Raw genomic sequence first — 20466 nt, 5'->3', positions numbered from 1 at the left:
ACCATGCCTTTTGAATCCCTCATCAGCCCGCGTTCGGACGAATTCAAGGCCAATGCCCAGGCCATGCAAACACTGATCGACGACCTGGACGCGCAACTGGCCCGCATTGCGCTGGGCGGAGGCGATGGCCCACGCGCCAAGCACGTGGCCCGCGGCAAACTGCTGCCCCGCGACCGGGTTGACCTGCTGCTGGACCCGGGCACACCGTTTCTGGAGATCGCACCGCTGGCCGGGCTCAACATGCACGACAACGACGCGCCCTGTGCCGGGGTGATCGCGGGCATCGGCCGCGTCTCTGGCGTGGAGTGCGTGATCGTGTGCAACGACGCCACCGTCAAGGGTGGCACCTACTACCCGATTTCGGTCAAGAAGCACCTGCGCGCGCAAGAGATCGCGCAGCAGAACCGCCTGCCCTGCATCTACCTGGTCGATTCGGGCGGGGCCAACCTGCCCAACCAGGACGAGGTGTTTCCCGACCGCGACCACTTCGGCCGCATCTTCTACAACCAAGCCAACATGAGCGCCCAAGGCATCCCGCAAATCGCGGTGGTGATGGGTTCGTGCACCGCAGGCGGCGCCTACGTGCCCGCCATGAGCGACGAGGCCATCATCGTCAAGAACCAGGGCACGATCTTCCTGGGCGGCCCGCCCTTGGTGAAGGCCGCCACCGGCGAAGTCGTGAGCGTGGAAGACCTGGGCGGTGGCGATGTACACACGCGCTTGTCGGGCGTGGCCGACCAGTTGGCCAATGATGATGCCCACGCGCTGGCGCTGGCGCGGCGCAGCGTGGCACAGATCAACTGGCGAAAGGCGCCACTGATGGCGCTCATCGAACCGCGCCCGCCACGCTTTGCGGCCGACGAACTCCAGGGCATCATCCCCAGCGACACGCGCAAACCCTTCGATGTGCGCGAGGTCATCGCCCGCATCGTGGACGATTCCGAGTTCGACGAGTTCAAGCCCCGCTACGGCAGCACCCTGGTCACCGGATTTGCCCACATCGAGGGCATGCCCGTGGGCATCGTGGCCAACAACGGCATCTTGTTTTCAGAGAGCGCCAACAAGGGCGCGCACTTCATCGAACTGTGCTGCCAACGCAAGATCCCTTTGGTGTTTCTGCAGAACATCACCGGTTTCATGGTCGGGCGCAAGTACGAGAACGAGGGCATTGCCCGCGCCGGCGCCAAGATGGTGACGGCCGTGGCCTGCGCCAGCGTGCCGAAGTTCACCGTGATCATTGGCGGCTCATTCGGCGCGGGCAACTACGGCATGTGCGGGCGCGCCTTCAATCCGCGCTTTCTGTGGATGTGGCCCAACGCGCGCATCAGCGTGATGGGTGGCGAGCAGGCCGCCAGCGTGCTCGCCACCGTCAAGCGCGACGGCATCGAGGGCAAGGGCGGGCAGTGGAGCGCCGAGGAAGAAGCCGCTTTCAAGGCCCCCATCCGCGAGCAATACGAACAACAAGGTCACCCCTATTACGCCTCGGCCCGCCTGTGGGACGATGGCGTGATCCGCCCGGCGGACACACGGCGCGTGCTGTCCCTGGGCCTGAGTGCCAGCCTGAACGCGCCGATTGGCGACACGCGCTTTGGCGTGTTCCGCATGTGAGCCCAAGGAGCACACCATGAACCTGCCCACCCTTGACATCCAACGCCACGGCCATGTGGCCCAGGTCTGGCTCAACCGGCCGGACGTCCGCAACGCCTTCAACGAGGCCACCATCCAGGAGCTGACGCACGCCTTTCAATCGATTGGCCAGGACCAGACCGTTCGCGCTGTGGTGCTGGGGGCGCATGGCAAGGCCTTCAGCGCGGGCGGCGACCTGAACTGGATGCGCGCCATGGCCGATTACTCTTGGGCCGAGAACCACGCCGATGCCGCGCACCTGGCCGGCATGCTCTGGGCCATCGCCAACTGCCCGGTGCCAGTGATCGCGCGCGTGCAGGGTGACTGCTATGGCGGCGGCGTGGGCCTGGTCGCGGCCTGCGACATGGCCGTCGCGGTGGACAGCGCAGGATTTTGCCTGTCCGAAGTCAAGCTGGGCCTGATCCCGGCCACCATCGCACCTTACGTGATCCGAGCCATCGGCGAGCGCTCGGCACACCGTTACTTCGTGACGGCGGAACGCATGAACGCGCAGCGTGCTCAGGCCCTGGGCCTGGTTCAGGAAGTGTGCGCGGTGGATTCGCTCGACGCCGTGGTCGATGGCTTGGTGCACGCCATCGTGGCCAACGGCCCGCACGCGGTGCGGGCCAGCAAGCGGCTGATCCGGGACACCGCCGGAATGCCGCTCACCGCCGGTTTGCGCGACCAAACCGCGCGCACCATCGCCGACATCCGCGCGAGCGACGAAGGCAAGGCCGGGGTGAACGCCTTCCTGCACAAAACCACGCCCCCCTGGCAAGGCAAGGCCAACTGATGATGTTCAAAAAGATCCTGATTGCCAACCGCGGCGAAATCGCCTGCCGCATCGCCGCCACCGCGCGGCGCCTGGGCGTTCGCACCGTGGCCGTCTACTCGGATGCCGATGCCAACGCGGCGCATGTCCATGCGTGCGATGAAGCGGTGTGCATCGGTCCAGCCTCACCGCGCGAAAGCTACCTCCGGGGCGATCGCGTCCTGGCCGCCGCACATGCCACCGGCGCACAAGCGATCCATCCTGGCTATGGCTTCCTCAGCGAGAACGCGGCCTTCGCGCAGGCTTGCGTTGATGCTGGCCTGGTGTTCATTGGCCCCCCAGCGTCCAGCATCGCGGCCATGGGCAGCAAATCCGCTGCCAAGGCCTTGATGGAAAAAGCCGGTGTGCCCCTGGTGCCCGGCTACCACGGCGACTGTCAGGAGAGCGCGTTTCTGCAGGCCGAAGCCGACCTCATCGCTTACCCCGTGCTGATCAAGGCTAGCGCAGGCGGTGGCGGCAAAGGCATGCGCACCGTGCAGCGGAGCGAAGACTTCGCGGCCGCCCTCGCCTCTTGCCAACGCGAAGCCATCGCCAGCTTTGGCGACGACCGTGTGCTGGTCGAGCGCTACGTCACGCGGCCCCGCCACATCGAGATCCAGGTATTTGGCGACAGCCATGGCCACTACGTTCACCTGTTCGAGCGCGATTGCTCGGTGCAGCGCCGTCACCAGAAAGTGTTGGAAGAAGCCCCTGCCCCCGGCATGACGGCCGAGCGCCGCGCCGAGATGGGCGCCGCCGCCATCGCCGCCGCGCGCAGCGTGGGCTATGTGGGTGCAGGCACAGTCGAGTTCATCGTCGAGCAAGATGGCATGGAGGTCAAAAACTTCTACTTCATGGAGATGAACACGCGCTTGCAGGTTGAGCACCCCGTGACGGAGGCCATCACGGGCCTGGACCTGGTGGAATGGCAACTGCGCGTGGCATCGGGCGAGGCATTGCCGCTCACGCAGAGCCAGCTGGCCATCCAGGGACACGCGATCGAAGCCCGCATCTGCGCCGAAAACCCGCTGCAGCAGTTCTTGCCCGCCACCGGCACCCTGAAAACCTACCGCCCCCCCGCCTCCAGCCACTTCAGCGTCAGCCCGGTGCGCGTGGACAGCGGTGTGCGCGAAGGCGATGAGATCTCGCCCCACTATGACTCGATGATCTCCAAGCTCATCGTGTGGGGGCCAACGCGCGCGCAGGCCCTGGACCGCCTGGACGCGGCCCTGGGCGATTTGCACATCACCGGCTTGCACACCAACGTGGCCTTTGTGCGGCGCATCATCCGCACGCCCTCCTTCCAGCAAGCCGAGCTGGACACGGCCCTGATCGAACGCGAGCACGCTTCGCTGTTCTCGCCGACACCGTTGGATCCGCTGCTGGTCGTGGCCGGTGTCGCGGCCCGCTTGTTGGCCGATGAAGCCCCAAGCGCCACCCTTGACCCCTGGTCCCAGCGCGATGGCTGGCGTTTGCACGGCGCCTCACGCCGACCACTCGCCTTGACGCTGGAGGGCTCACCGGTCAATGCCTCGCTGACCTGCCAGCCTGGTCGAACCCACCTGCTTCAATGCGGCGAACAGTCGGCATTTTTCTCAGCCCAGGCGCTGGGCCACGACCGCTTCGACCTCACCCTGGCCGGACAGCGCCTGACCATGGCGGTTTACCGCGACCGAGACCACTTTGAAGTCTTCGCCCCGAGCGGCCATGCCGTGCTCAGCCTCATTGACCCCTTGGCCCAGGCCAGCACCGCGCACGCGGTCGGACGGCTCACCGCCCTCATGCCGGGCCGCGTCGTCGCCCTGTTGGTGAAGGTGGGGGATGCCGTCAAGACCGGCGACGCACTGGCTGTCACCGAAGCCATGAAAATGGAGCACACCATGACCGCGCCGCGTGATGGCGTGGTCTCCGAACTGCTGTGCGCGGCGGGCGACCAGGTGCCCGAAGGTGCCGAGCTGCTGCGCCTGACCGACGCACCTTGAGAAGAGAAACCAGCGATGCTCCCCCAACACGTCACCCTCGTTGAAGTCGGTCCACGCGATGGCCTGCAAAACGAAGCGCAAACCGTCAGCGCGGCCCACAAGGTCGAACTCGTGCACCGCCTGCAGCAAGCCGGTCTGCGCCAGATCGAGGTCACCAGCTTTGTCAGTCCCAAGTGGGTGCCGCAGATGGGCGACAACGCCCAGGTCATGGCGGGCATTCAGCGCCAGCCCGGTGTGCGCTATTCGGTGCTCACGCCCAACCTGAAAGGCTTTGAAGGCGCCCTGGCGGCCAAGGCCGACGAGGTCGTGATCTTTGCCGCCGCCAGCGAGGCCTTCAGCCAGCGCAACATCAACTGCTCCATCGCCGAGTCCATCGAGCGCTTCAGGCCCGTGGTCGAGGCCGCGCATGCGCATGGCATGAAGGTGCGCTCGGCCGTGTCGTGCGCGCTGGGTTGCCCTTACCAAGGCGAAGTGAGCCTTGAGCAAGTGGACGAGGTGGTGCAACGCCTGCTGGACATCGGCGCCGACCACATCGGCATCGCCGACACCATCGGCGTGGGCACGGCGGGCCGTGTCAGCGAGGTGATGACACTCGCCCTCAAGCGCGTGCCCATCGCCGAGTTGAGTGGCCACTTCCACGACACCTATGGCCAGGCCCTGACCAACATCCACGCCTGCCTGCAATTGGGCATCCACACCTTTGACAGCAGCATTGCGGGGCTGGGCGGCTGCCCTTATGCCAAGGGCGCCACCGGCAACGTGGCCACCGAAGACGTGGTCTACCTGCTGCACGGCCTGGGCATCGACACCGGCCTGGACCTGGACCGCCTGGTCGATGCAGGCGCCTTCATCTCGAACGTGTTGGGCCGCAAGCCGGTCTCGCGCGTGAGCAACGCCTTGCTGGCCAAACGCGCGGCACAGACCGCGGCCTGAGCAAGCCCCACCATCCCACCGAGGAGACACCCCATGCACCAATTGCCCGGACTCGACCACCAGCTTGGCGACGACATCAACGCCCTGCGCGACGCGGTGCGCCATTTCGCACAAACCGAGATTGCCCCACGCGCCGCCAGCATCGACCGCGACGACCAGTTCCCCATGGACCTGTGGCGCAAGATGGGCGACCTGGGCGTGCTGGGCATCACCGCCTCTGAAGAATATGGCGGCGCCAACATGAGCTACCTGGCCCACATGGTGACCATGGAAGAGATCAGCCGCGCCTCGGCCTCGGTAGCCCTGAGCTACGGCGCGCACTCCAACCTGTGCGTCAACCAAATCCACCGCACCGGCACCGACCTGCAAAAGCGCCACTACCTGCCCAAGCTGATCACGGGCGAGCACATCGGCGCCTTGGCGATGAGCGAGCCCGGCGCAGGCTCCGACGTGGTCAGCATGAAGCTGCGCGCCGAACTGAAAGGCGATCACTACGTGCTCAACGGCACCAAAATGTGGATCACCAACGGGCCCGATGCCGACACCCTGGTGGTCTATGCCAAAACCGAGCCCGAGCGCAAGGCGCAAGGCATCACCGCCTTCATCATTGAGAAGGGCATGGCTGGCTTCAGCATCGCGCAGAAGCTGGACAAGCTGGGCATGCGCGGCTCGAACACGGGCGAGTTGGTGTTCGACAACGTGCGCGTGCCGGTCGAGAACGTGCTGGGCCAGGTCAACGGCGGCGTGAAGGTGCTGATGAGTGGGCTGGACTACGAGCGCGCCGTGTTGTCGGGCGGGCCTTTGGGCATCATGCAGGCGGTGATGGACAACGTGGTGCCCTACATCCACGAGCGCCATCAGTTTGGGCAGGCCATTGGCGAGTTCCAGTTGATCCAGGGCAAGGTGGCTGACCTGTACACCACCTTGCAGGCAGGCCGCAGCTTCGCCTACACCGTGGCCAAGAACCTCGATGCCTTGGGACCAGACCATGCGCGCCAGGTGCGCAAGGACTGCGCCTCACTGATCTTGTGGTGCGCCGAGAAGGCCACCTGGATGGCGGGCGAAGGCATCCAGATTTTTGGCGGCAATGGCTACATCAACGACTACCCATTGGGCAGGTTGTGGCGTGATGCCAAGCTGTACGAGATCGGCGCGGGCACGTCCGAGATCAGGCGCATGCTGATCGGGCGCGAGCTGTTTGCCGAGACCGCTTGAGGAGATGAGCCCCATGAACGACCCCATCGTGATCCTGGCGGCTCGGCGCACACCGATCGGCGGCTTTCAAGGTGCCTTGTCAGCGCTGAGCTCACCGGCGTTGGGTGGCGCAGCCATCGCGGCGGCGCTGGCCGACGCCGACCTGTCGGGAACGGCCGTGGACGAGGTGCTGATGGGCTGCTGCCTGATGGCAGGCATCGGCCAAGCCCCGGCCCGGCAAGCCTTGATCGCGGCGGGGCTTCCCGTCAGCGTGCCCGCCACCACGCTCACCAAGATGTGCGGCTCCGGCATGAAGACCGTGATGCTGGCGCACGACCAGTTGCGCGCGGGCGTGGCCGAGGTGATCGTGGCGGGCGGCATGGAGTCCATGAGCAACGCGCCTTACCTGCTGCCCTCGGCCCGCGCGGGTCAACGCCTGGGCCATGGCCAGATGATCGACCACATGTTCTTCGACGGACTGCAAGATGCCTATGACGGCCAGTTGATGGGCGCGCACGCGGACCGCATGGCGCAGCGCCTGGGCTTCGACCGCAGCAGCCAGGACGCCTACGCGCTGAGGTCGGTGCAGCGCGCGCAGGCGGCTGTGGCGCAAGGTTTGTTCGCCCCCGAGATCTGCCCGGTCCAGGTGCCTGGGGCCAAAGGCGCACCCGGCCGCACCATGGACACCGATGAAACGCCGGGCCAGTGCCTGCCGGACAAGATCACCCGGCTCAAGCCCGCTTTCCGCAGTGGTGATGAAGGCGGCACCGTGACCCCGGCCAGCTCGGCCTCGATCTCGGATGGCGCGGCGGCCTTGGTGCTGTGCCGAGAAAGCACGGCGCGCGCGCGCGGCTGGACGCCTCTGGCACGGCTCGTGGCCCACAGCACGCACGCGGCCGAGCCCGGCGACTTTGCCAGCGCGCCCGTGGGCGCCATCACCAAGTTGATGTCACGCGCCGACTGGGCGGTCGAACAGGTTGACCTGTTCGAGATCAACGAGGCTTTCGCGCTCGTGCCCATGATCGCCATGCGCGAACTGGGCCTGACAGACGCCCGGGTGAATGTGCGCGGTGGCGCCTGCGCCCTGGGGCACCCTATCGGCGCCACGGGGGCGCGCATCATCGTGACACTGCTGCACGCCTTGCGGCAAAGCGGTGGACAGCGCGGGGTGGCCGCGCTGTGCATTGGCGGTGGTGAAGCCACTGCCGTGGCGATCGAATTGATGGCTTAGCAATGCGGCACGGCCTGCTCAGGCGCTCGCCACCACGATCTGATTGCGCCCTGATGCCTTGGCCTGGTAAAGCGCCTTGTCTGCGCGCTCAATCGTTTCGTCCATCGTCTCGCCCACGCGATGAACCGCGATGCCCGCCGAAAACGTCATGCGCAACGCTGGCGCGCTCGCGCTGAGCCCCATCCCGGCCATGGCCACGCGCATGCGCTCGACGGCCATGAGCGGGCTGCCAGGCGGCAGGTCGGGCAACAACACCAAAAACTCTTCGCCACCCCAGCGCGCCATCACATCGGTGTCGCGCAGCAAGCGCTGGGCCTCGTCAGCGAAACCCCGCAACACCTCGTCACCCACCCGGTGGCCCCAGCTGTCATTCACCTGTTTGAAGTGGTCCAGATCAATGTAGGCCAGCGAAAAGGCCAGCATCTCACGCTCGCTCAAGGCCGCATGCTGTGCCAGCACATCGAGCATCTTTCGGCGATTGATCAAACCCGTCAGCGGATCGCGCGCGGCCATGTCCTGAATGCGCGCCAGCGCCGAGACCAGATCCGCCGTTTGCCCCCGCAGGTGTTGGCGCATCTTTTGCAGGTGCGCAGCCAGGACCGCCACGGTCGGCACCATCGTCAACAGGAAGATGAAATACGCCCACTCGACGCGCGGCTGATAACGCAGGGGATCATTCAGGCTCTTGATGGCCATCACCAGCCCCATGACCAAGAGCGCATACAGGCTGGTGATGCGGGCACGCCGAGGCGTCAAATTGAAGGCACCAAACACCAGCACCAGGGCCACGAACATGAGGAGCCCGCCATGCGTTTCACCGGTCAGGCCATAGCACCCCGCAATCCAGGTCAAGGCCGCCAAAACCTGTGGCAAGGTCAGCGCCGGATCGGCAAATCGCAGGTTGAAGCCACTGCGCAGCGCCACGTAGAACGCCATGTTCGAGGCGATCATGACGCAGGACAAGGCCCACCCCGCCTTGGACACCATCACGTCGGTGTGGACCGCGTAGGCGATCAAGCCCACGCACATGACCACCACCAGCGCAGACCAGAGCGACCGCACGATGCGGGTTCGCTGTTCAGGCACCGAGGTCAAAAAGAAGGTCGCGAACTTACTCCCCAGCCAAGGCTCTTGGGGGACCAACGGCTGAGCGATGGCATGGGACTGCACGCTCATGCGCCTGTTTCTGCGAGTGTCATTGGGGCAACTGCTTTTTCCATGCATCAATCAAACGGCCATTGATGGTGCCGACAGCCCGGGTCGCCTTGTCGCATCCGCTCACATGCAGGTGAATGTGGTTCTTTGCATATCGGTTGAAAAGGATTCCTCATGACAAGAGGGGTTTGCGCGTGACAATCTCTCTCTCACAGCCCCCTCAACAAATCATCCACCATCGCCTTCACCGCCTTCATCTGCGGCGCCGACTGTTTGGCGAAGTTCGGCGCGCCCGGGTTCAAGGCCGCGAACTTTTCGGTGTAGCCCCAGAAATCCCAACACCCTTTGGGGTTGAACTGATAGGGGTTGAAGAAGTTGCCCTGGGTGCTGGGCTTGACCTGCGGGTAGAGAACCACAATGCGCCCCGCCTCTGCCCAGCGGTTGTAGCCCGCCTTTTTCACGAACTGCAGACCGAACTTCTGGCCATCCTGCACAAAACTCTGGCCTTGCTCACACCCGTGAAAAGCCACGTGCAATCGGCACTGGGCACCCGGCTGTTCGCAGGCCTTGGGCACATAGGCCCACCCGGTGCTGTCCAGGCTGCTGAACACGTTCCGGTCATCGTAGGGAGTCTGCTTGAACTGCTTCAAAGACCCCTCATCGGCCGCGCCAGCTTGCATCAGGGGCGGATTGGGATAAAGCCACTTCAGCAACTCGCCCGCCGCATCGACATGGCATTGCGTCAGGAACGGTGTGTGCGTCAGGCTGCAGGCTTGGGTGGCCAAGGGGCTGGGAAAGCCGTGCCCCGCCTCGCTATTGGCCTCGAGGTGCACCTGCGCTGAAGGCACACCCAGGCGTTGGTAAAACTTCTCGGCCGCCTTCACCAGTTGGGCGTCCACCACGTGGTCCTGGCCACCTGAGAACAGCCAGATGCGGTGCCCCTTCACATGGAAGGTGTCATCAATCGCATGGGCACTGGCATTGCCCTTCACTGCCCGCTCGCTGAACACCAGGTACACGTCGGGGTTGAACACCTGGCAGCCGCCGCCCATGGCCGTCATGGCACTCAGCAAGAAGTTCTGATCGGCCGGGCACGAGCAGTTGAACATGGCGGCCGACACGCTGCCACGCGAGCAACCGTAGGGGCCGCCCGCCAACACCGCCGCGCCTGACAAAGAGGCTGAGTAAGCCACCTGGAACTGCCCAGCCATGTAGGCCCCGGACGACAGGCCCGACACCGTGACGGCGTCGCGCTGCAGACCCAGCGCCGACAGCCTCGACAAGACCTGGGCCTGGGCCGATGCAGTCAATGACAAAGCGATGAGCAAAGTGGCCCACATGGACACGAATGGCGCAATCATGGGCGACCTCCCGGTGTTGGATGCATTTTTTGCTGCAACGCAGCATTTCCCCCAGCTTACAGCCGACCCACTCCAGGTGTAAATAGGCCGTTCAGAGGAAACGCTCCAGCAAACGCCGCGAAGGCGCGTCCAATGCCAGCCGGTCGCGCACCGAGAATTGCACGCCGTGGCTGCTGGTGATCAGCAAAGCGCCGCCCGCCAGTCGGCGGATGTCGTCCTCGCTCTTGAGCACAAAAATGGCCGGGCCTCGGTCGGTGACCACGGCCCAGGTGCTGGGCGTGCCGAAGGTGGACACCGCCTCCAGGCGTTCGATCACCGGGGTGAACTCGCGCACGGCCAGCTCGTCTTGCAGCAGTTGGCGCGGAGCCTCGGGCAGCGCGCTCAGGCGCGTGATCCAGGCCAGTTCGTGTCCGTGCGTGTCGACCAGCGACACGCCCTCATCGGGCGCGGCGATCGGGAAGGCCCGCACGGGGGTGACGCCCTCGTGGTGCACACCCTGCGCGTCGGTCAAGACCAAGCGGCCGAAAGCGTCGCGGACCAGTGTGAACGTCATCATTGCGTCGCTGCTGCTCATGCCAGCCCCTCCATCTCGGCCTGTTGTTCCTTGCGGGCCTGGGCATCGTACAGACGCCAATAGGCGCCCTGCTTTGCCATCAGCTCGTCGTGCGGCCCCACCTCGACCACTCGCCCCCGGTCCATCACCACCAGGCGATCGGCCTTGCGCAGCGTGGACAGGCGGTGGGCAATGGCGATGGTGGTGCGGCCTTGCACCAGGTTGTCCAAGGCTTTCTGAATCTCTTTTTCCGTCTCAGTGTCCACGGAGGATGTGGCCTCGTCCAGGATCAGGATGCGCGGGTCGATCAGCAGTGCCCGCGCGATCGAGATGCGCTGGCGCTCCCCACCCGACAGGCCTTGACCGCGCTCGCCCACCAGCGAATCGTAGCCTTGCGGTAAGCGCAGGATGAACTCGTGCGCGTGCGCGGCCCGGGCTGCCGCCACGATCTCGGCGCGCGTGGCCTCGGGCTTGCCATAGGCGATGTTCTCGGCGATGGTGCCAAAGAACAGGAAAGGCTCTTGCAGCACCAGCCCGATGTGGCGCCGAAAATCGGCCACGCCCACGCGGCGGATGTCGGTGCCATCAATGCGGATGGCACCTTCGCTCACGTCATAGAAGCGGCAGATGAGATTCACCAATGTGCTCTTGCCCGAACCGCTGTGGCCTACCAGGCCGATCATCTCGCCAGGCTGGATGTCCAAGCTCAGGTCGCGGATCACGGCGCGGCTGCCGTAGCGAAAGCCAATGCCCTCCATCTGCAAGCGGCCCTGTACCGTTGGCAAGGCCACCGGGTGCGTGGGCTCGGGCACGTTCGAGACGTGGTCCAGGATGTCGAAGATGCGCTTGGCGCCCGCCGCCGCCTTCTGCGTGACCGAGACGATGCGGCTCATCGAATCCAGCCGACCATAGAAGCGCCCGATGTAGGCGATGAAGGCGGTGAGCACGCCCACCGTGATCTGCTGGTGCGAGACCAACCAGATGCCAAAGGCCCACACCACCAGCAACCCGATCTCGGTCATCAGCGACACCGTGGGCGAGAACAGCGACCAGGTCTTGTTGAGCTTGTCGTTGATCTCCAGGTTGTGCCAGTTGGCGTCCTTGAAACGCTTGGCTTCGCGCTGCTCTTGCGCAAAGGCCTTGACCACCCGGATGCCGGGAATGGTGTCGGCCAGCACATTGGTGACCTCGCCCCAGACGCGGTCGATCTTCTCGAAACCGGTGCGCAGGCGGTCGCGCACCAGGTGGATCAGCCAGGCGATGAAGGGCAGCGGCAGCAAGGTGACCAGCGCCAGCCAGGGGTTGATCGAGAACAGGATGATCGCCGTCATGGTGATCATCAGCACGTCGGTGGCGAAATCGAGCGCGTGCAGGGACAGGAAGACGCTGATGCGATCGGTCTCGGAGCCGATGCGCGACATCAGGTCGCCCGTTCGTTTGGTGCCGAAATACTCCAGCGACAGGTTCAGCAGGTGCTCGAAGGTAGAGGTGCGCAAGTCGGCGCTGATGCGCTCGGACACCAGCGCCAGCACGTAGGTGCGCGCCCAGCCCAGGCTCCAGGCCAGCAGGGCCGAGATCAGCAAGCCGCCCAGCAAAGAAGCCACGTACCAGGTGTCGATGGTCTGGCCGCTCTGGAAGGGGATCAACACCTTGTCCATCAGTGGGATGCTGAGGTAAGGCGGCACCAAGGTGGCGGCGGTGGAGGCCAGGGTCAGGCCGAAACCCAGGGCCAGTTTTCCCTGGTAGGGCCGGGCAAAGCGCCACAGCCGCAGCAGCACCCAGGTCGAGGGCGGCTCATCGGCATGGCGATCGCAAGCGGGGCAGTCCTCGCTGTCGGGCGGCAAGGGCGCGTGGCAAGCGGGGCACAGGGGCAGGCCGTCATCGTCCAGGTCAGGCGGGACCCCGGCTTTCAGCAGTGCCTGCTGGCGGTCGAAAAATGTCTGAAAACCTTGGGCAGCTGGGCCCAGGGCCATGGTGAAGTGCCAGTGAGCGATCCGCTGGTGCACACCGTGCAATTCCAGGGTGCCGACCCCGGCGTGGTCAACCTGCCTCAAGACCAAGCCTTCGGCCAGGGGCCAGGACCGCCAGGCGCCGTCTGGGGCGTCTTGGGAGAGAACACGCCGGTCCGTGAGCACCAAAATGCCCTGAGAGAACCGCAAGCGCGGGTCCAGGTCAACCATCAGGGTGGCTAAAACGTTCTCTTCTTTTGCAAGCTGGGCCTGCAGGCCTGCCTGAGCGTGTTTGGCCAGGGCCCCGCGAGCGTCAACAGGATGATGATGTTGCATTTTGATTTCGTAGCGCAATCGCGGATTCTCGCCGAATCGGTGCCACTTTCGGCCAGGGTGACTGTGAGCAGCCCCGGTGTCCTCAAGCACAATCCCGAGTCGCGCGCCGCCTGAACGGCCGCCAGAATGCACAAGAACATGACAAGAATGGACGACATCAAACTGCTGCGCATCAATTATTTGCGCGGCCCCAATGTCTGGACCTACCGCCCCGTGCTGGAAGTCTGGCTGGACTTGGGTTTGCTGGAAGATTACCCCTCCAACCTGCTGCCCGGCTTCAACGACCGGCTGGTGGCCCAATTGCCCGCCCTGATTGAGCACCACTGCGGCGTAGGCGAGCGCGGCGGCTTCCTGGAGCGCCTGAAGGAAGGCACCTGGGCCGGTCACGTGCTGGAACACGTGGTGATCGAGCTGCTGAACCTGGCGGGCATGCCCACCGGTTTCGGGCAGACCCGCAGCACCTCGACCACCGGCGTCTACCGCATGGTGTTCCGCGCGCGTGACGAGCATGTGGCCCGCGCCGCCCTGGCCGAAGGGCACTGCCTGCTGATGGCGGCCATCAACGCGCAGCCTTTTGACGTGGCCGCCGCGGTGGCCAAGGTGCGCGACCAGGTGGACGACTGCTACCTCGGCCCCAGCACCGCGTGCATCGTCTCCGCCGCCACCGACCGGCGCATTCCCCACATCCGACTGAACGACGGCAACCTGGTCCAGTTGGGCTATGGCGCCCGCCAGCGCCGCATCTGGACGGCCGAAACCGACCTGACCAGCGCCATCGCCGAAGGCATCGCCAGCGACAAGGACCTGACCAAGGGCCTGCTCAAGGCCTGCGGCGTGCCCGTGCCCGAGGGCGAGGTGGTCGACAGCCCATCCGCCGCCTGGGAGGCCGCGCAAGACATCGGCCTGCCCGTCGTGGTCAAGCCCAGCGACGGCAACCATGGCCGAGGCGTGGCCCTGGACCTGAACACCCAGGCCGAGGTCGAGGCCGCCTTTGAAGTGGCCGACCGGCATGGCAGCGAGGTTTTGGTCGAGAAATTCATCCGTGGCCACGAGCACCGCCTGTTGGTGGTGGGCGGCAAAGTGGTCGCCGCCGCCCGGGGCGAAGCCGCCTGGGTGACGGGCGACGGCCACGCCACCGTCATGCAGTTGATTGACACCCAGCTGAACACCGACCCGCGCCGTGGTCTGAACGAGGACTTCCCGCTCAACATCATCAAGCCGCTGGAAGACGAGGCCGTGCTGCTGGACCTGCAGCGCCAGAACCTCAGCATCGACGCCATCCCCGATCCCGGCCGCCAGGTGCTGATCCAGCGCAATGGCAACGTCGCCCTGGACTGCACCGACGAGGTCCACCCGGAGGTGGAACACGCCGTCACGCTGGCCGCGCGGGTCGTGGGCCTGGACATCGCCGGGGTGGACGTGGTCGCGCAAGACATCTCCCGCCCTTTGAAATCGCAAGGCGGCGCCATCGTTGAAGTCAACGCGGGCCCTGGCCTGCTGATGCACCTGAAACCGGCCGAAGGTTCGCCCCGTCCAGTGGGACGCGCCATCGTCGACCATCTGTTCCCGCAAGACGACGACGGCCGCATCGCCATCGTGGGCGTGACCGGCTCGCTAGGCACCAGCACCCTGTCGCGCCTGATCACCTGGTTGATCCACCTGAGCGGCAAGTACGTGGGCCTGGCCTGCGGGGATGGCCTGTTCCTGGACCGCCGCCACGTGGAGCGCCAGGATGCCGCCCACTGGGAAGCCGGCCACCGCCTGCTGATGAACCGCTCGGTCGAAGCTGCCGTGTTTGAAAGCAGCGCCCGTGCCATCTTGCGCGACGGCCTGCCCTACGACCGCTGCCAGGTGGGCGTGGTCACCGACCTGGAGGGCGCCGCCGAGCTCGCCGAGTTCGACATCACCGAGTCCGACCAACTGGTCAAGGTCATGCGCACGCAGGTGGACGTGGTCTTGCCCGAAGGCGTGGCCGTGCTGAACGCGAACGACGAGCGCATCGCGGCCATGGCCTCTCTGTGCGACGGCCAAGCCCTGCTGTACGGCGAAGACCCTCAGCTGGCCACCATCGTGGCGCACCGCGCGGAAGGCGGCCGCGCCGTCTTCATGCGCCACGGCATCGTGGTGCTGGCCAATGGGGCGTTTGAAAACACCCTCAGCGAGCTGAGCAGCCTGACCTTGCGCCAAGGACGCGGCACGCCCGTGTCGTCCGACACCCTGCTGGCCGCCGTGGCCGTTGCCTGGGCGCTGGACATCAAGCCCGACCTGATCACCGCGGGCATCGAAACCTTCGACGCCGACCTCTCGCCGGCCCGGCCCGCGCTCGGTTTCACCTACGCCCGCTGACGCAAAGCACAAGAAGAAAGACACGCTGATGGACGTTTCCCGCATCCGGGCACTGAGGGGCCCCAACCTCTGGAGCCGACACACCGCCATGGAGGCCATCGTGGCCTGCACCGAGGCCGAACGCTCAATCGTCAACCTGCCGGGCTTCGAGGCGCGCGTGCGTGCCCTGTTCCCGACCATCGGCGCGCTGCAGCACCGGGGCGCCAACACCAAGGTCTCGCTGGCGCATGTGCTGGAAACCGCCGCGCTGGCGCTGCAAGCGCAGGCCGGCTGCCCCGTCACGTTCAGTTGCACGGCCATCACGGTGGAGCCCGGGGTGTACCAGGCCGTGGTCGAGTACTCGGAAGAAGCCGTCGGCCGCCTGGCCTTCGAGCTGGCGCAGGCCCTGGTCAATGCCGCCCTGAACGGCAGCGACTTCGACGTGGCCGCCGCCATCACGCAATTGCGCGAGTTGGATGAGAGCGAGCGCATGGGCCCCAGCACGGGCGCCATCGTCGAGGCCGCTGCAGCGCGCGGCATCCCCTGGCGCCGCCTGACGCAAGGCAGCTTGGTGCAGTTTGGCTGGGGCTCACGCCAGCGCCGCATCCAGGCCGCCGAGGTCGACTCGACCAGCGCCGTGGCCGAATCCATCGCGCAGGACAAGGACCTGAGCAAAAAACTGCTGCACGCGGCCGGGGTGCCCGTGCCCATGGGCCGCCCGGTGCAATCGCTGGATGAAGCCTGGGCCGTGGCCCTCGAAATCGGCCTGCCCGTGGTCGTCAAGCCGCAAGATGGCAATCAGGGCAAGGGCGTGACAGTCAACATCGTCAGCCGCGAGCACCTGGGCATCGCTTACAAAGCCGCGTCCGAGCATGGCGAAGTCATGGTTGAGAAATACCTGCCCGGCGACGACTTCCGCCTGCTGGTCGTCGGCGACCGCCTGGTGGCCGCCGCCCGTCGCGACCCACCACAAGTGATCGGCGATGGCCAGCACACCGTGCGCCAGTTGGTCGACATCGTCAACCAGGACCCCAAGCGCGGCGAAGGCCACGCCACCTCGCTCACCAAGATCCGTTTTGACGACATCGCCGTGGCGCGGCTGGATGTGCAGGGCCTCAAACCCGACTCGGTGCCCGACAAGGGCCGCCGCGTCATCCTGCGCAACAACGCCAACCTCAGCACCGGCGGCACCGCCACCGATGTAACCGACGACGTGCACCCCGAAGTCGCGGCGCGCGCCGTGGCCGCCGCGCAGATGGTGGGGCTGCACATTTGTGGCGTGGACGTGGTTTGCGAGACCGTGCTCAAGCCCCTGGAAGACCAGCACGGCGGCATCGTTGAAGTGAATGCCGCGCCAGGCTTGCGCATGCACCTGACGCCGTCTTACGGCAAGGGCCGCCAGGTGGGCGAGGCCATGGTGGCCAACCTCTTCGGCCCGGGCGACGATGGCCGCATCCCGGTCGTGGCCGTCACGGGCACCAATGGCAAAACCACCACCGCGCGCCTGATCGCACATCTGCTGGCCGCCACCGGCCTGCGCGTGGGCATGACCAACACTGATGGCGTCTACGTCGAAGGCCGCCAGATCGACAGCGGCGATTGCAGCGGCCCCAAGAGCGCCCGCAATGTGCTGATGCACCCCGACGTGGATGCCGCCGTGTTCGAGACCGCGCGTGGCGGCGTGCTGCGCGAAGGCCTGGGCTTTGACCGCTGCCAGGTGGCCGTGGTCACCAACATCGGCTCGGGCGACCACCTGGGCCTGAACTACATCACCACGGTCGAAGACCTGGCCGTGCTCAAACGGGTGATCGTGCAGAACGTGTCGCCCAAGGGCTATGCCGTGCTGAACGCCGCCGACCCCAATGTGTCGGCCATGGCCAGCAAGTGCGTGAGCGAAATCATCTTCTTCGCGCAGAACCACCACCACCCCGTGATGGCCACCCACCGTGCGCAGAACAAGCGCACCGTGTTCGTCGATGGCGACGCGATCGTGGCCGCACAAGGCGCCTGGCGCGAACGCATCGCGCTGCGCGACATCCCCATCACCCGCAACGGCACCATCGGCTTCCAGGTTGAGAACGTGCTGGCCGCCGTGGCCGCTGCCTGGGGCGTGGGCCTGGACTGGGATGCCGTGCGCAGCGGCCTGGCCAGTTTCGTGAACGACGCCGACAACGCCCCTGGTCGCTTCAATGTGATGGACTACAAGGGCGCCACCGTCATCGCCGACTATGGCCACAACCCCGACGCCATGCGCGCCCTGGTGGCCGCCGTGGAGGGCATCCCGGCCAAACGCCGCTCGGTGGTGATCAGCGGTGCGGGCGACCGCCGCGACGACGACATCCGCGAACAGACCGCCATCCTGGGCGATGCGTTTGACGACGTGCTGCTGTTCCAGGACGCCTGCCAGCGCGGCCGCGTAGACGGCGAGGTATTGGCCCTGCTGCGCGATGGCCTGAAAGACGCCAAGCGCACCCGCAACATCGACGAGATCCGCGGCGAGTTCGTGGCCATCGACACCGCCCTGCACCGCTTGTCTCCGGGGGATCTGTGCCTGATATTGGTGGATCAAGTGGAAGACGCGCTGGCACACTTGGCCAAACGCGTCGCCGAATCCACGCCTGCCTGAAGATGAACCACCTGCGCCTGAGAACTCTGACCACCGCCCTGCCCCTGGCCGCCCTGATGGGGTGCGCCACCGTGCAGGTGACCCCTGTGGCCATGGGCGGCGGTGAAGCCGCCTACGAGCTGGCAGGCACCAGCATCGCGCAGCTGGAAACCGAGGCCCAACGCCTGTGCCCCCACGGCTACGACGTGCGGCGCCAGTCGCACCACTACCAGCGCATGGCCAACGACCAGCTCTACCCCGTGCGCCTGTGGGACCGCATCACCGGCAACCTCAACACCCCCACCAATAACAAGGCGCAGATGGCCGTGCAGTGCAAAGCGCCACCCAAAGCGCCCCCACCATGAACAATTCCCGCCCTGGCCACTTATCGGTCAGCGCAGTCTGCGGATAAGACCTACATTTCATTGACAGCTTGTGTCATTGATCTTGAGGTTCACCATGAACGCAGTCTCATCGATCGGCCGATCCGGCATGACCGCAGCCCTCCAGCACCTGGACAGCTCGGCCCATAACGTCGCCAACAGCCAGACGTCGAATTTCAAACGCGAGGTCGTCAGCCAACGCGAGTTGCCCAACGGGGGCGTGGCCACCACCATCGAACAAACCCAGACCATCGGGCACGACCTGGCCGCCGACATCGTGCAGCAGATCTCGTCCACCTATTCCTTCCAGGCCAACCTGCACACCGTGCGCACCCAGCAGGACATGATGGGCACGCTGCTCAACCTGCAAGCCTGACTTACACTCATTGGGAAAGCCCCAATGAGTCTCAACACACCCTCCCCCTCCGCGCTCGAAGAAGCGCCCTTCCCTTGCGTCCATTGGATCGAGGCCGAGCAAAATCAATCCGCCCGTTGGCGTTCTGAAAGCGCTGCCCCGCCGCCCAAGCGCGTCGTGCTGGCCGATGACCGCATGAGCGCCGACACCGCCTACCGGCTGGCCTGCGAAGGCACCGGCCTGCTGTGGCGTGGCGACTATCAGAACGCCCGCCACCTGGTGCAAGCCCTGGCGCGGCGCAACGATCGCAAGACCCGCAAAAATTCAGCGACACCGGCCGAGGCCTTCAACCTGCATCGCCAGGCCCAGGCGCAGCGCGCGCGCGTTCTGGCCTCGGTGCTGATCCCATTGAACGCTGACCACACCATCCCACTGCGCCGCGCGCCCGATGCGCAGCAAGCCTGCGTGGAAGCTTATGGCCTGGGCAGCGAAGCGAGCGTGGTGTCCCTGCGCGAACTGCTGGGCCTGATTGGTGCGCACGAGTGGCGCAAGAAAGGGGTCGAGATCCCTTTCCTCAAAGCCCGCATCCATCCGCACTACGGCGTGTTTTCGCCCGTGCGGGGCGAGTACATCGACCTGCTGGCCAAGGCCCCGCTGCCCGCCAACAAAGCGCTGGCCTTCGACATCGGCACGGGCACTGGCGTGATCGCTGCTGTGCTGGCCCGGCGTGGCGTGAGCCGTGTGGTCGGCACCGACCAGGACCCGCGAGCACTGGCCTGCGCACGCGAGAACATCGACCGACTGGGCCTGTCCGCCAAAGTGGACATCGTGCAGGCAGACATGTTCCCCGAAGACCGCGCGCCCTTGATCGTCTGCAACCCACCCTGGGTGCCAGCCAGACCCAGCTCCCCCATCGAGCACGCCGTCTACGACCCTGACAGCCGCATGCTGAAGGGCTTCCTGAACGGCCTGGCCGCTCACCTGGAACCCGGCGGCGAAGGCTGGCTGATCATGTCCGACTTGGCCGAGCACCTGGGCTTGCGTTCGCGGGCCGAGTTGCAGGCGGCCATTGATGGCGCCGGACTCACCATCATCGCCCGCCTTGACGTGAAGCCCCACCATCCCAAGGCCACCGACGACAACGACCCTTTGCACGTGGCCCGCCAGGCGGAGCTGACCTCGCTGTGGCGCCTCGGGGTTCGCGCCTGAGTTGACGTTGCCGTTGCCGTTGCCGTTCATGGACTTTCCGCTCACCGACCTGGCTTCGGCCCAGCGCATGTTTGCCGCCCTGCAAGCCCAGGCGCAGGCGCGTGGTGTTGAGTTGCGGCAACCACCGCCTGAGCCCACCACCTGCTGTGGGCGTGGCTGCAATGGCTGCGTATGGGAGGGCTATTTTGCGGCCGCTGCCTATTGGCGCGATGAGGCGCTGCTCATCCTCGACGACGCCTGCTGAGTGCCTTGGTGCGCTCAGGTTTGAGCGGTTTGTCTTGGCAGCGCGGGGCGCGGGCTGGGCCAGTCTCCGTCAGGGCTTCAGCTTGGTGGTCCCGCTGCGCGGGACTGCCTTGCGATGCTCGCGCCGAGGTGGGGCCGTGGAACTCACTGCGCGGATTTCATCCGCTTCGTTCAAACAACCACGGCCGGTCAGATGTTGATGCGTGCTGCGCACG

Annotated in this window: 16 protein-coding genes; 12 read left to right on the top strand and 4 right to left on the bottom strand. The window is 65.8% G+C overall.

Annotated features, from left to right (window positions below):
• Nucleotides 1–3 precede the first annotated feature (3 nt).
• The 6 genes from PSV38_RS02900 to PSV38_RS02875 are packed head-to-tail and all read left to right on the top strand — an operon-like array spanning nt 4 to nt 7777.
• On the top strand, nt 4–1608 hold the full coding sequence (locus PSV38_RS02900) for a carboxyl transferase domain-containing protein (protein WP_300544651.1): 1605 nt from the start codon (nt 4–6) through the stop codon (nt 1606–1608).
• 16 nt (nt 1609–1624) lie between these two features.
• Nucleotides 1625–2419, top strand: coding sequence for an enoyl-CoA hydratase/isomerase family protein (locus tag PSV38_RS02895; RefSeq protein ID WP_300544650.1), 795 nt, complete (start codon nt 1625–1627; stop codon nt 2417–2419).
• 2 nt (nt 2420–2421) lie between these two features.
• Complete coding sequence (locus PSV38_RS02890; RefSeq protein ID WP_300544745.1) at nt 2422–4419, top strand: acetyl/propionyl/methylcrotonyl-CoA carboxylase subunit alpha; 1998 nt, start codon at nt 2422–2424, stop codon at nt 4417–4419.
• 15 nt (nt 4420–4434) lie between these two features.
• Complete coding sequence (locus PSV38_RS02885; protein ID WP_300544648.1) at nt 4435–5352, top strand: hydroxymethylglutaryl-CoA lyase; 918 nt, start codon at nt 4435–4437, stop codon at nt 5350–5352.
• A 33-nt stretch (nt 5353–5385) separates the two neighbouring features.
• On the top strand, nt 5386–6567 hold the full coding sequence (locus PSV38_RS02880) for an isovaleryl-CoA dehydrogenase (protein ID WP_300544647.1): 1182 nt from the start codon (nt 5386–5388) through the stop codon (nt 6565–6567).
• Nucleotides 6568–6571: 4 nt separating this feature from the next.
• Nucleotides 6572–7777, top strand: a complete 1206-nt coding sequence (locus tag PSV38_RS02875) for an acetyl-CoA C-acyltransferase (RefSeq protein ID WP_300544646.1) — start codon at nt 6572–6574, stop codon at nt 7775–7777.
• Between the two features lie 18 nt (nt 7778–7795).
• On the opposite strand, the gene PSV38_RS02870 is transcribed toward PSV38_RS02875, so the two are convergent.
• The 4 genes from PSV38_RS02870 to PSV38_RS02855 form a co-directional block, all read right to left on the bottom strand.
• Entirely contained in the window at nt 7796–8953 is a 1158-nt protein-coding gene (locus PSV38_RS02870; RefSeq protein ID WP_300544645.1) for a GGDEF domain-containing protein, read from the bottom strand.
• A gap of 188 nt (nt 8954–9141) precedes the next feature.
• A complete protein-coding gene (locus PSV38_RS02865) occupies nt 9142–10293 on the bottom strand; it encodes a poly(3-hydroxybutyrate) depolymerase (protein ID WP_300544644.1) in 1152 nt (383 codons plus the stop codon).
• Between the two features lie 91 nt (nt 10294–10384).
• Nucleotides 10385–10867, bottom strand: a complete 483-nt coding sequence (locus PSV38_RS02860) for a DUF1854 domain-containing protein (protein WP_300544643.1) — start codon at nt 10865–10867, stop codon at nt 10385–10387.
• Nucleotides 10864–13131 (bottom strand): ABC transporter ATP-binding protein, encoded by a 2268-nt coding sequence (locus PSV38_RS02855; RefSeq protein ID WP_300544641.1) that lies wholly within the window; start codon nt 13129–13131, stop codon nt 10864–10866. Before PSV38_RS02855 ends, PSV38_RS02860 begins: the two co-directional genes overlap by 4 nt.
• Before the next feature lie 138 nt (nt 13132–13269).
• Here PSV38_RS02855 and cphA (PSV38_RS02850) point away from each other — a divergent pair, with 138 nt between their 5' ends.
• The 6 genes from cphA (PSV38_RS02850) to PSV38_RS02825 all read left to right on the top strand — a co-directional run bounded on the left by cphA (PSV38_RS02850) (nt 13270) and on the right by PSV38_RS02825 (nt 20252).
• Nucleotides 13270–15477 carry a cyanophycin synthetase gene (cphA, locus tag PSV38_RS02850; RefSeq protein ID WP_300544640.1) on the top strand — a complete coding sequence of 736 codons (2208 nt, stop codon included), beginning with the start codon at nt 13270–13272 and terminating at the stop codon, nt 15475–15477.
• Nucleotides 15478–15505: 28 nt separating this feature from the next.
• Nucleotides 15506–18082, top strand: coding sequence for a cyanophycin synthetase (gene cphA, locus PSV38_RS02845; protein WP_300544639.1), 2577 nt, complete (start codon nt 15506–15508; stop codon nt 18080–18082).
• Nucleotides 18083–18084: 2 nt separating this feature from the next.
• Nucleotides 18085–18426: a hypothetical protein gene (locus PSV38_RS02840; protein ID WP_300544637.1), complete on the top strand. Its 342-nt coding sequence runs from the start codon at nt 18085–18087 to the stop codon at nt 18424–18426.
• A 94-nt stretch (nt 18427–18520) separates the two neighbouring features.
• A complete protein-coding gene (locus PSV38_RS02835) occupies nt 18521–18820 on the top strand; it encodes a flagellar basal body rod protein (RefSeq protein WP_300544635.1) in 300 nt (99 codons plus the stop codon).
• Nucleotides 18821–18844: 24 nt separating this feature from the next.
• Complete coding sequence (locus PSV38_RS02830; RefSeq protein ID WP_300544633.1) at nt 18845–20008, top strand: class I SAM-dependent methyltransferase; 1164 nt, start codon at nt 18845–18847, stop codon at nt 20006–20008.
• 28 nt (nt 20009–20036) lie between these two features.
• Nucleotides 20037–20252: an oxidoreductase-like domain-containing protein gene (locus tag PSV38_RS02825; RefSeq protein ID WP_300544631.1), complete on the top strand. Its 216-nt coding sequence runs from the start codon at nt 20037–20039 to the stop codon at nt 20250–20252.
• Nucleotides 20253–20466: the final 214 nt, after the last annotated feature.

Origin of the sequence: Aquabacterium sp. (assembly GCF_029946005.1) — a bacterium.
GTDB lineage: Bacteria > Pseudomonadota > Gammaproteobacteria > Burkholderiales > Burkholderiaceae_C > Aquabacterium.
This window is presented reverse-complemented; position numbering and strand designations above follow the sequence as displayed.

Bases quoted from the DNA above. Each gene is read 5' to 3' on its own strand.
- PSV38_RS02895 (WP_300544650.1), top strand. From the start codon at position 1,625: ATGAACCTGCCCACCCTTGACATCCAACGCCACGGCCATGTGGCCCAG.
- cphA (WP_300544639.1), top strand. From the start codon at position 15,506: ATGGACGTTTCCCGCATCCGGGCACTGAGGGGCCCCAACCTCTGGAGC.
- PSV38_RS02855 (WP_300544641.1), bottom strand. From the start codon at position 13,131: ATGCAACATCATCATCCTGTTGACGCTCGCGGGGCCCTGGCCAAACAC.
- PSV38_RS02840 (WP_300544637.1), top strand. From the start codon at position 18,085: ATGAACCACCTGCGCCTGAGAACTCTGACCACCGCCCTGCCCCTGGCC.
- PSV38_RS02890 (WP_300544745.1), top strand. From the start codon at position 2,422: ATGTTCAAAAAGATCCTGATTGCCAACCGCGGCGAAATCGCCTGCCGC.
- PSV38_RS02870 (WP_300544645.1), bottom strand. From the start codon at position 8,953: ATGAGCGTGCAGTCCCATGCCATCGCTCAGCCGTTGGTCCCCCAAGAG.
- PSV38_RS02860 (WP_300544643.1), bottom strand. From the start codon at position 10,867: ATGAGCAGCAGCGACGCAATGATGACGTTCACACTGGTCCGCGACGCT.
- PSV38_RS02885 (WP_300544648.1), top strand. From the start codon at position 4,435: ATGCTCCCCCAACACGTCACCCTCGTTGAAGTCGGTCCACGCGATGGC.
- PSV38_RS02835 (WP_300544635.1), top strand. From the start codon at position 18,521: ATGAACGCAGTCTCATCGATCGGCCGATCCGGCATGACCGCAGCCCTC.
- PSV38_RS02875 (WP_300544646.1), top strand. From the start codon at position 6,572: ATGAGCCCCATGAACGACCCCATCGTGATCCTGGCGGCTCGGCGCACA.
- PSV38_RS02830 (WP_300544633.1), top strand. From the start codon at position 18,845: ATGAGTCTCAACACACCCTCCCCCTCCGCGCTCGAAGAAGCGCCCTTC.
- PSV38_RS02825 (WP_300544631.1), top strand. From the start codon at position 20,037: ATGGACTTTCCGCTCACCGACCTGGCTTCGGCCCAGCGCATGTTTGCC.
- cphA (WP_300544640.1), top strand. From the start codon at position 13,270: ATGACAAGAATGGACGACATCAAACTGCTGCGCATCAATTATTTGCGC.
- PSV38_RS02900 (WP_300544651.1), top strand. From the start codon at position 4: ATGCCTTTTGAATCCCTCATCAGCCCGCGTTCGGACGAATTCAAGGCC.
- PSV38_RS02865 (WP_300544644.1), bottom strand. From the start codon at position 10,293: ATGATTGCGCCATTCGTGTCCATGTGGGCCACTTTGCTCATCGCTTTG.
- PSV38_RS02880 (WP_300544647.1), top strand. From the start codon at position 5,386: ATGCACCAATTGCCCGGACTCGACCACCAGCTTGGCGACGACATCAAC.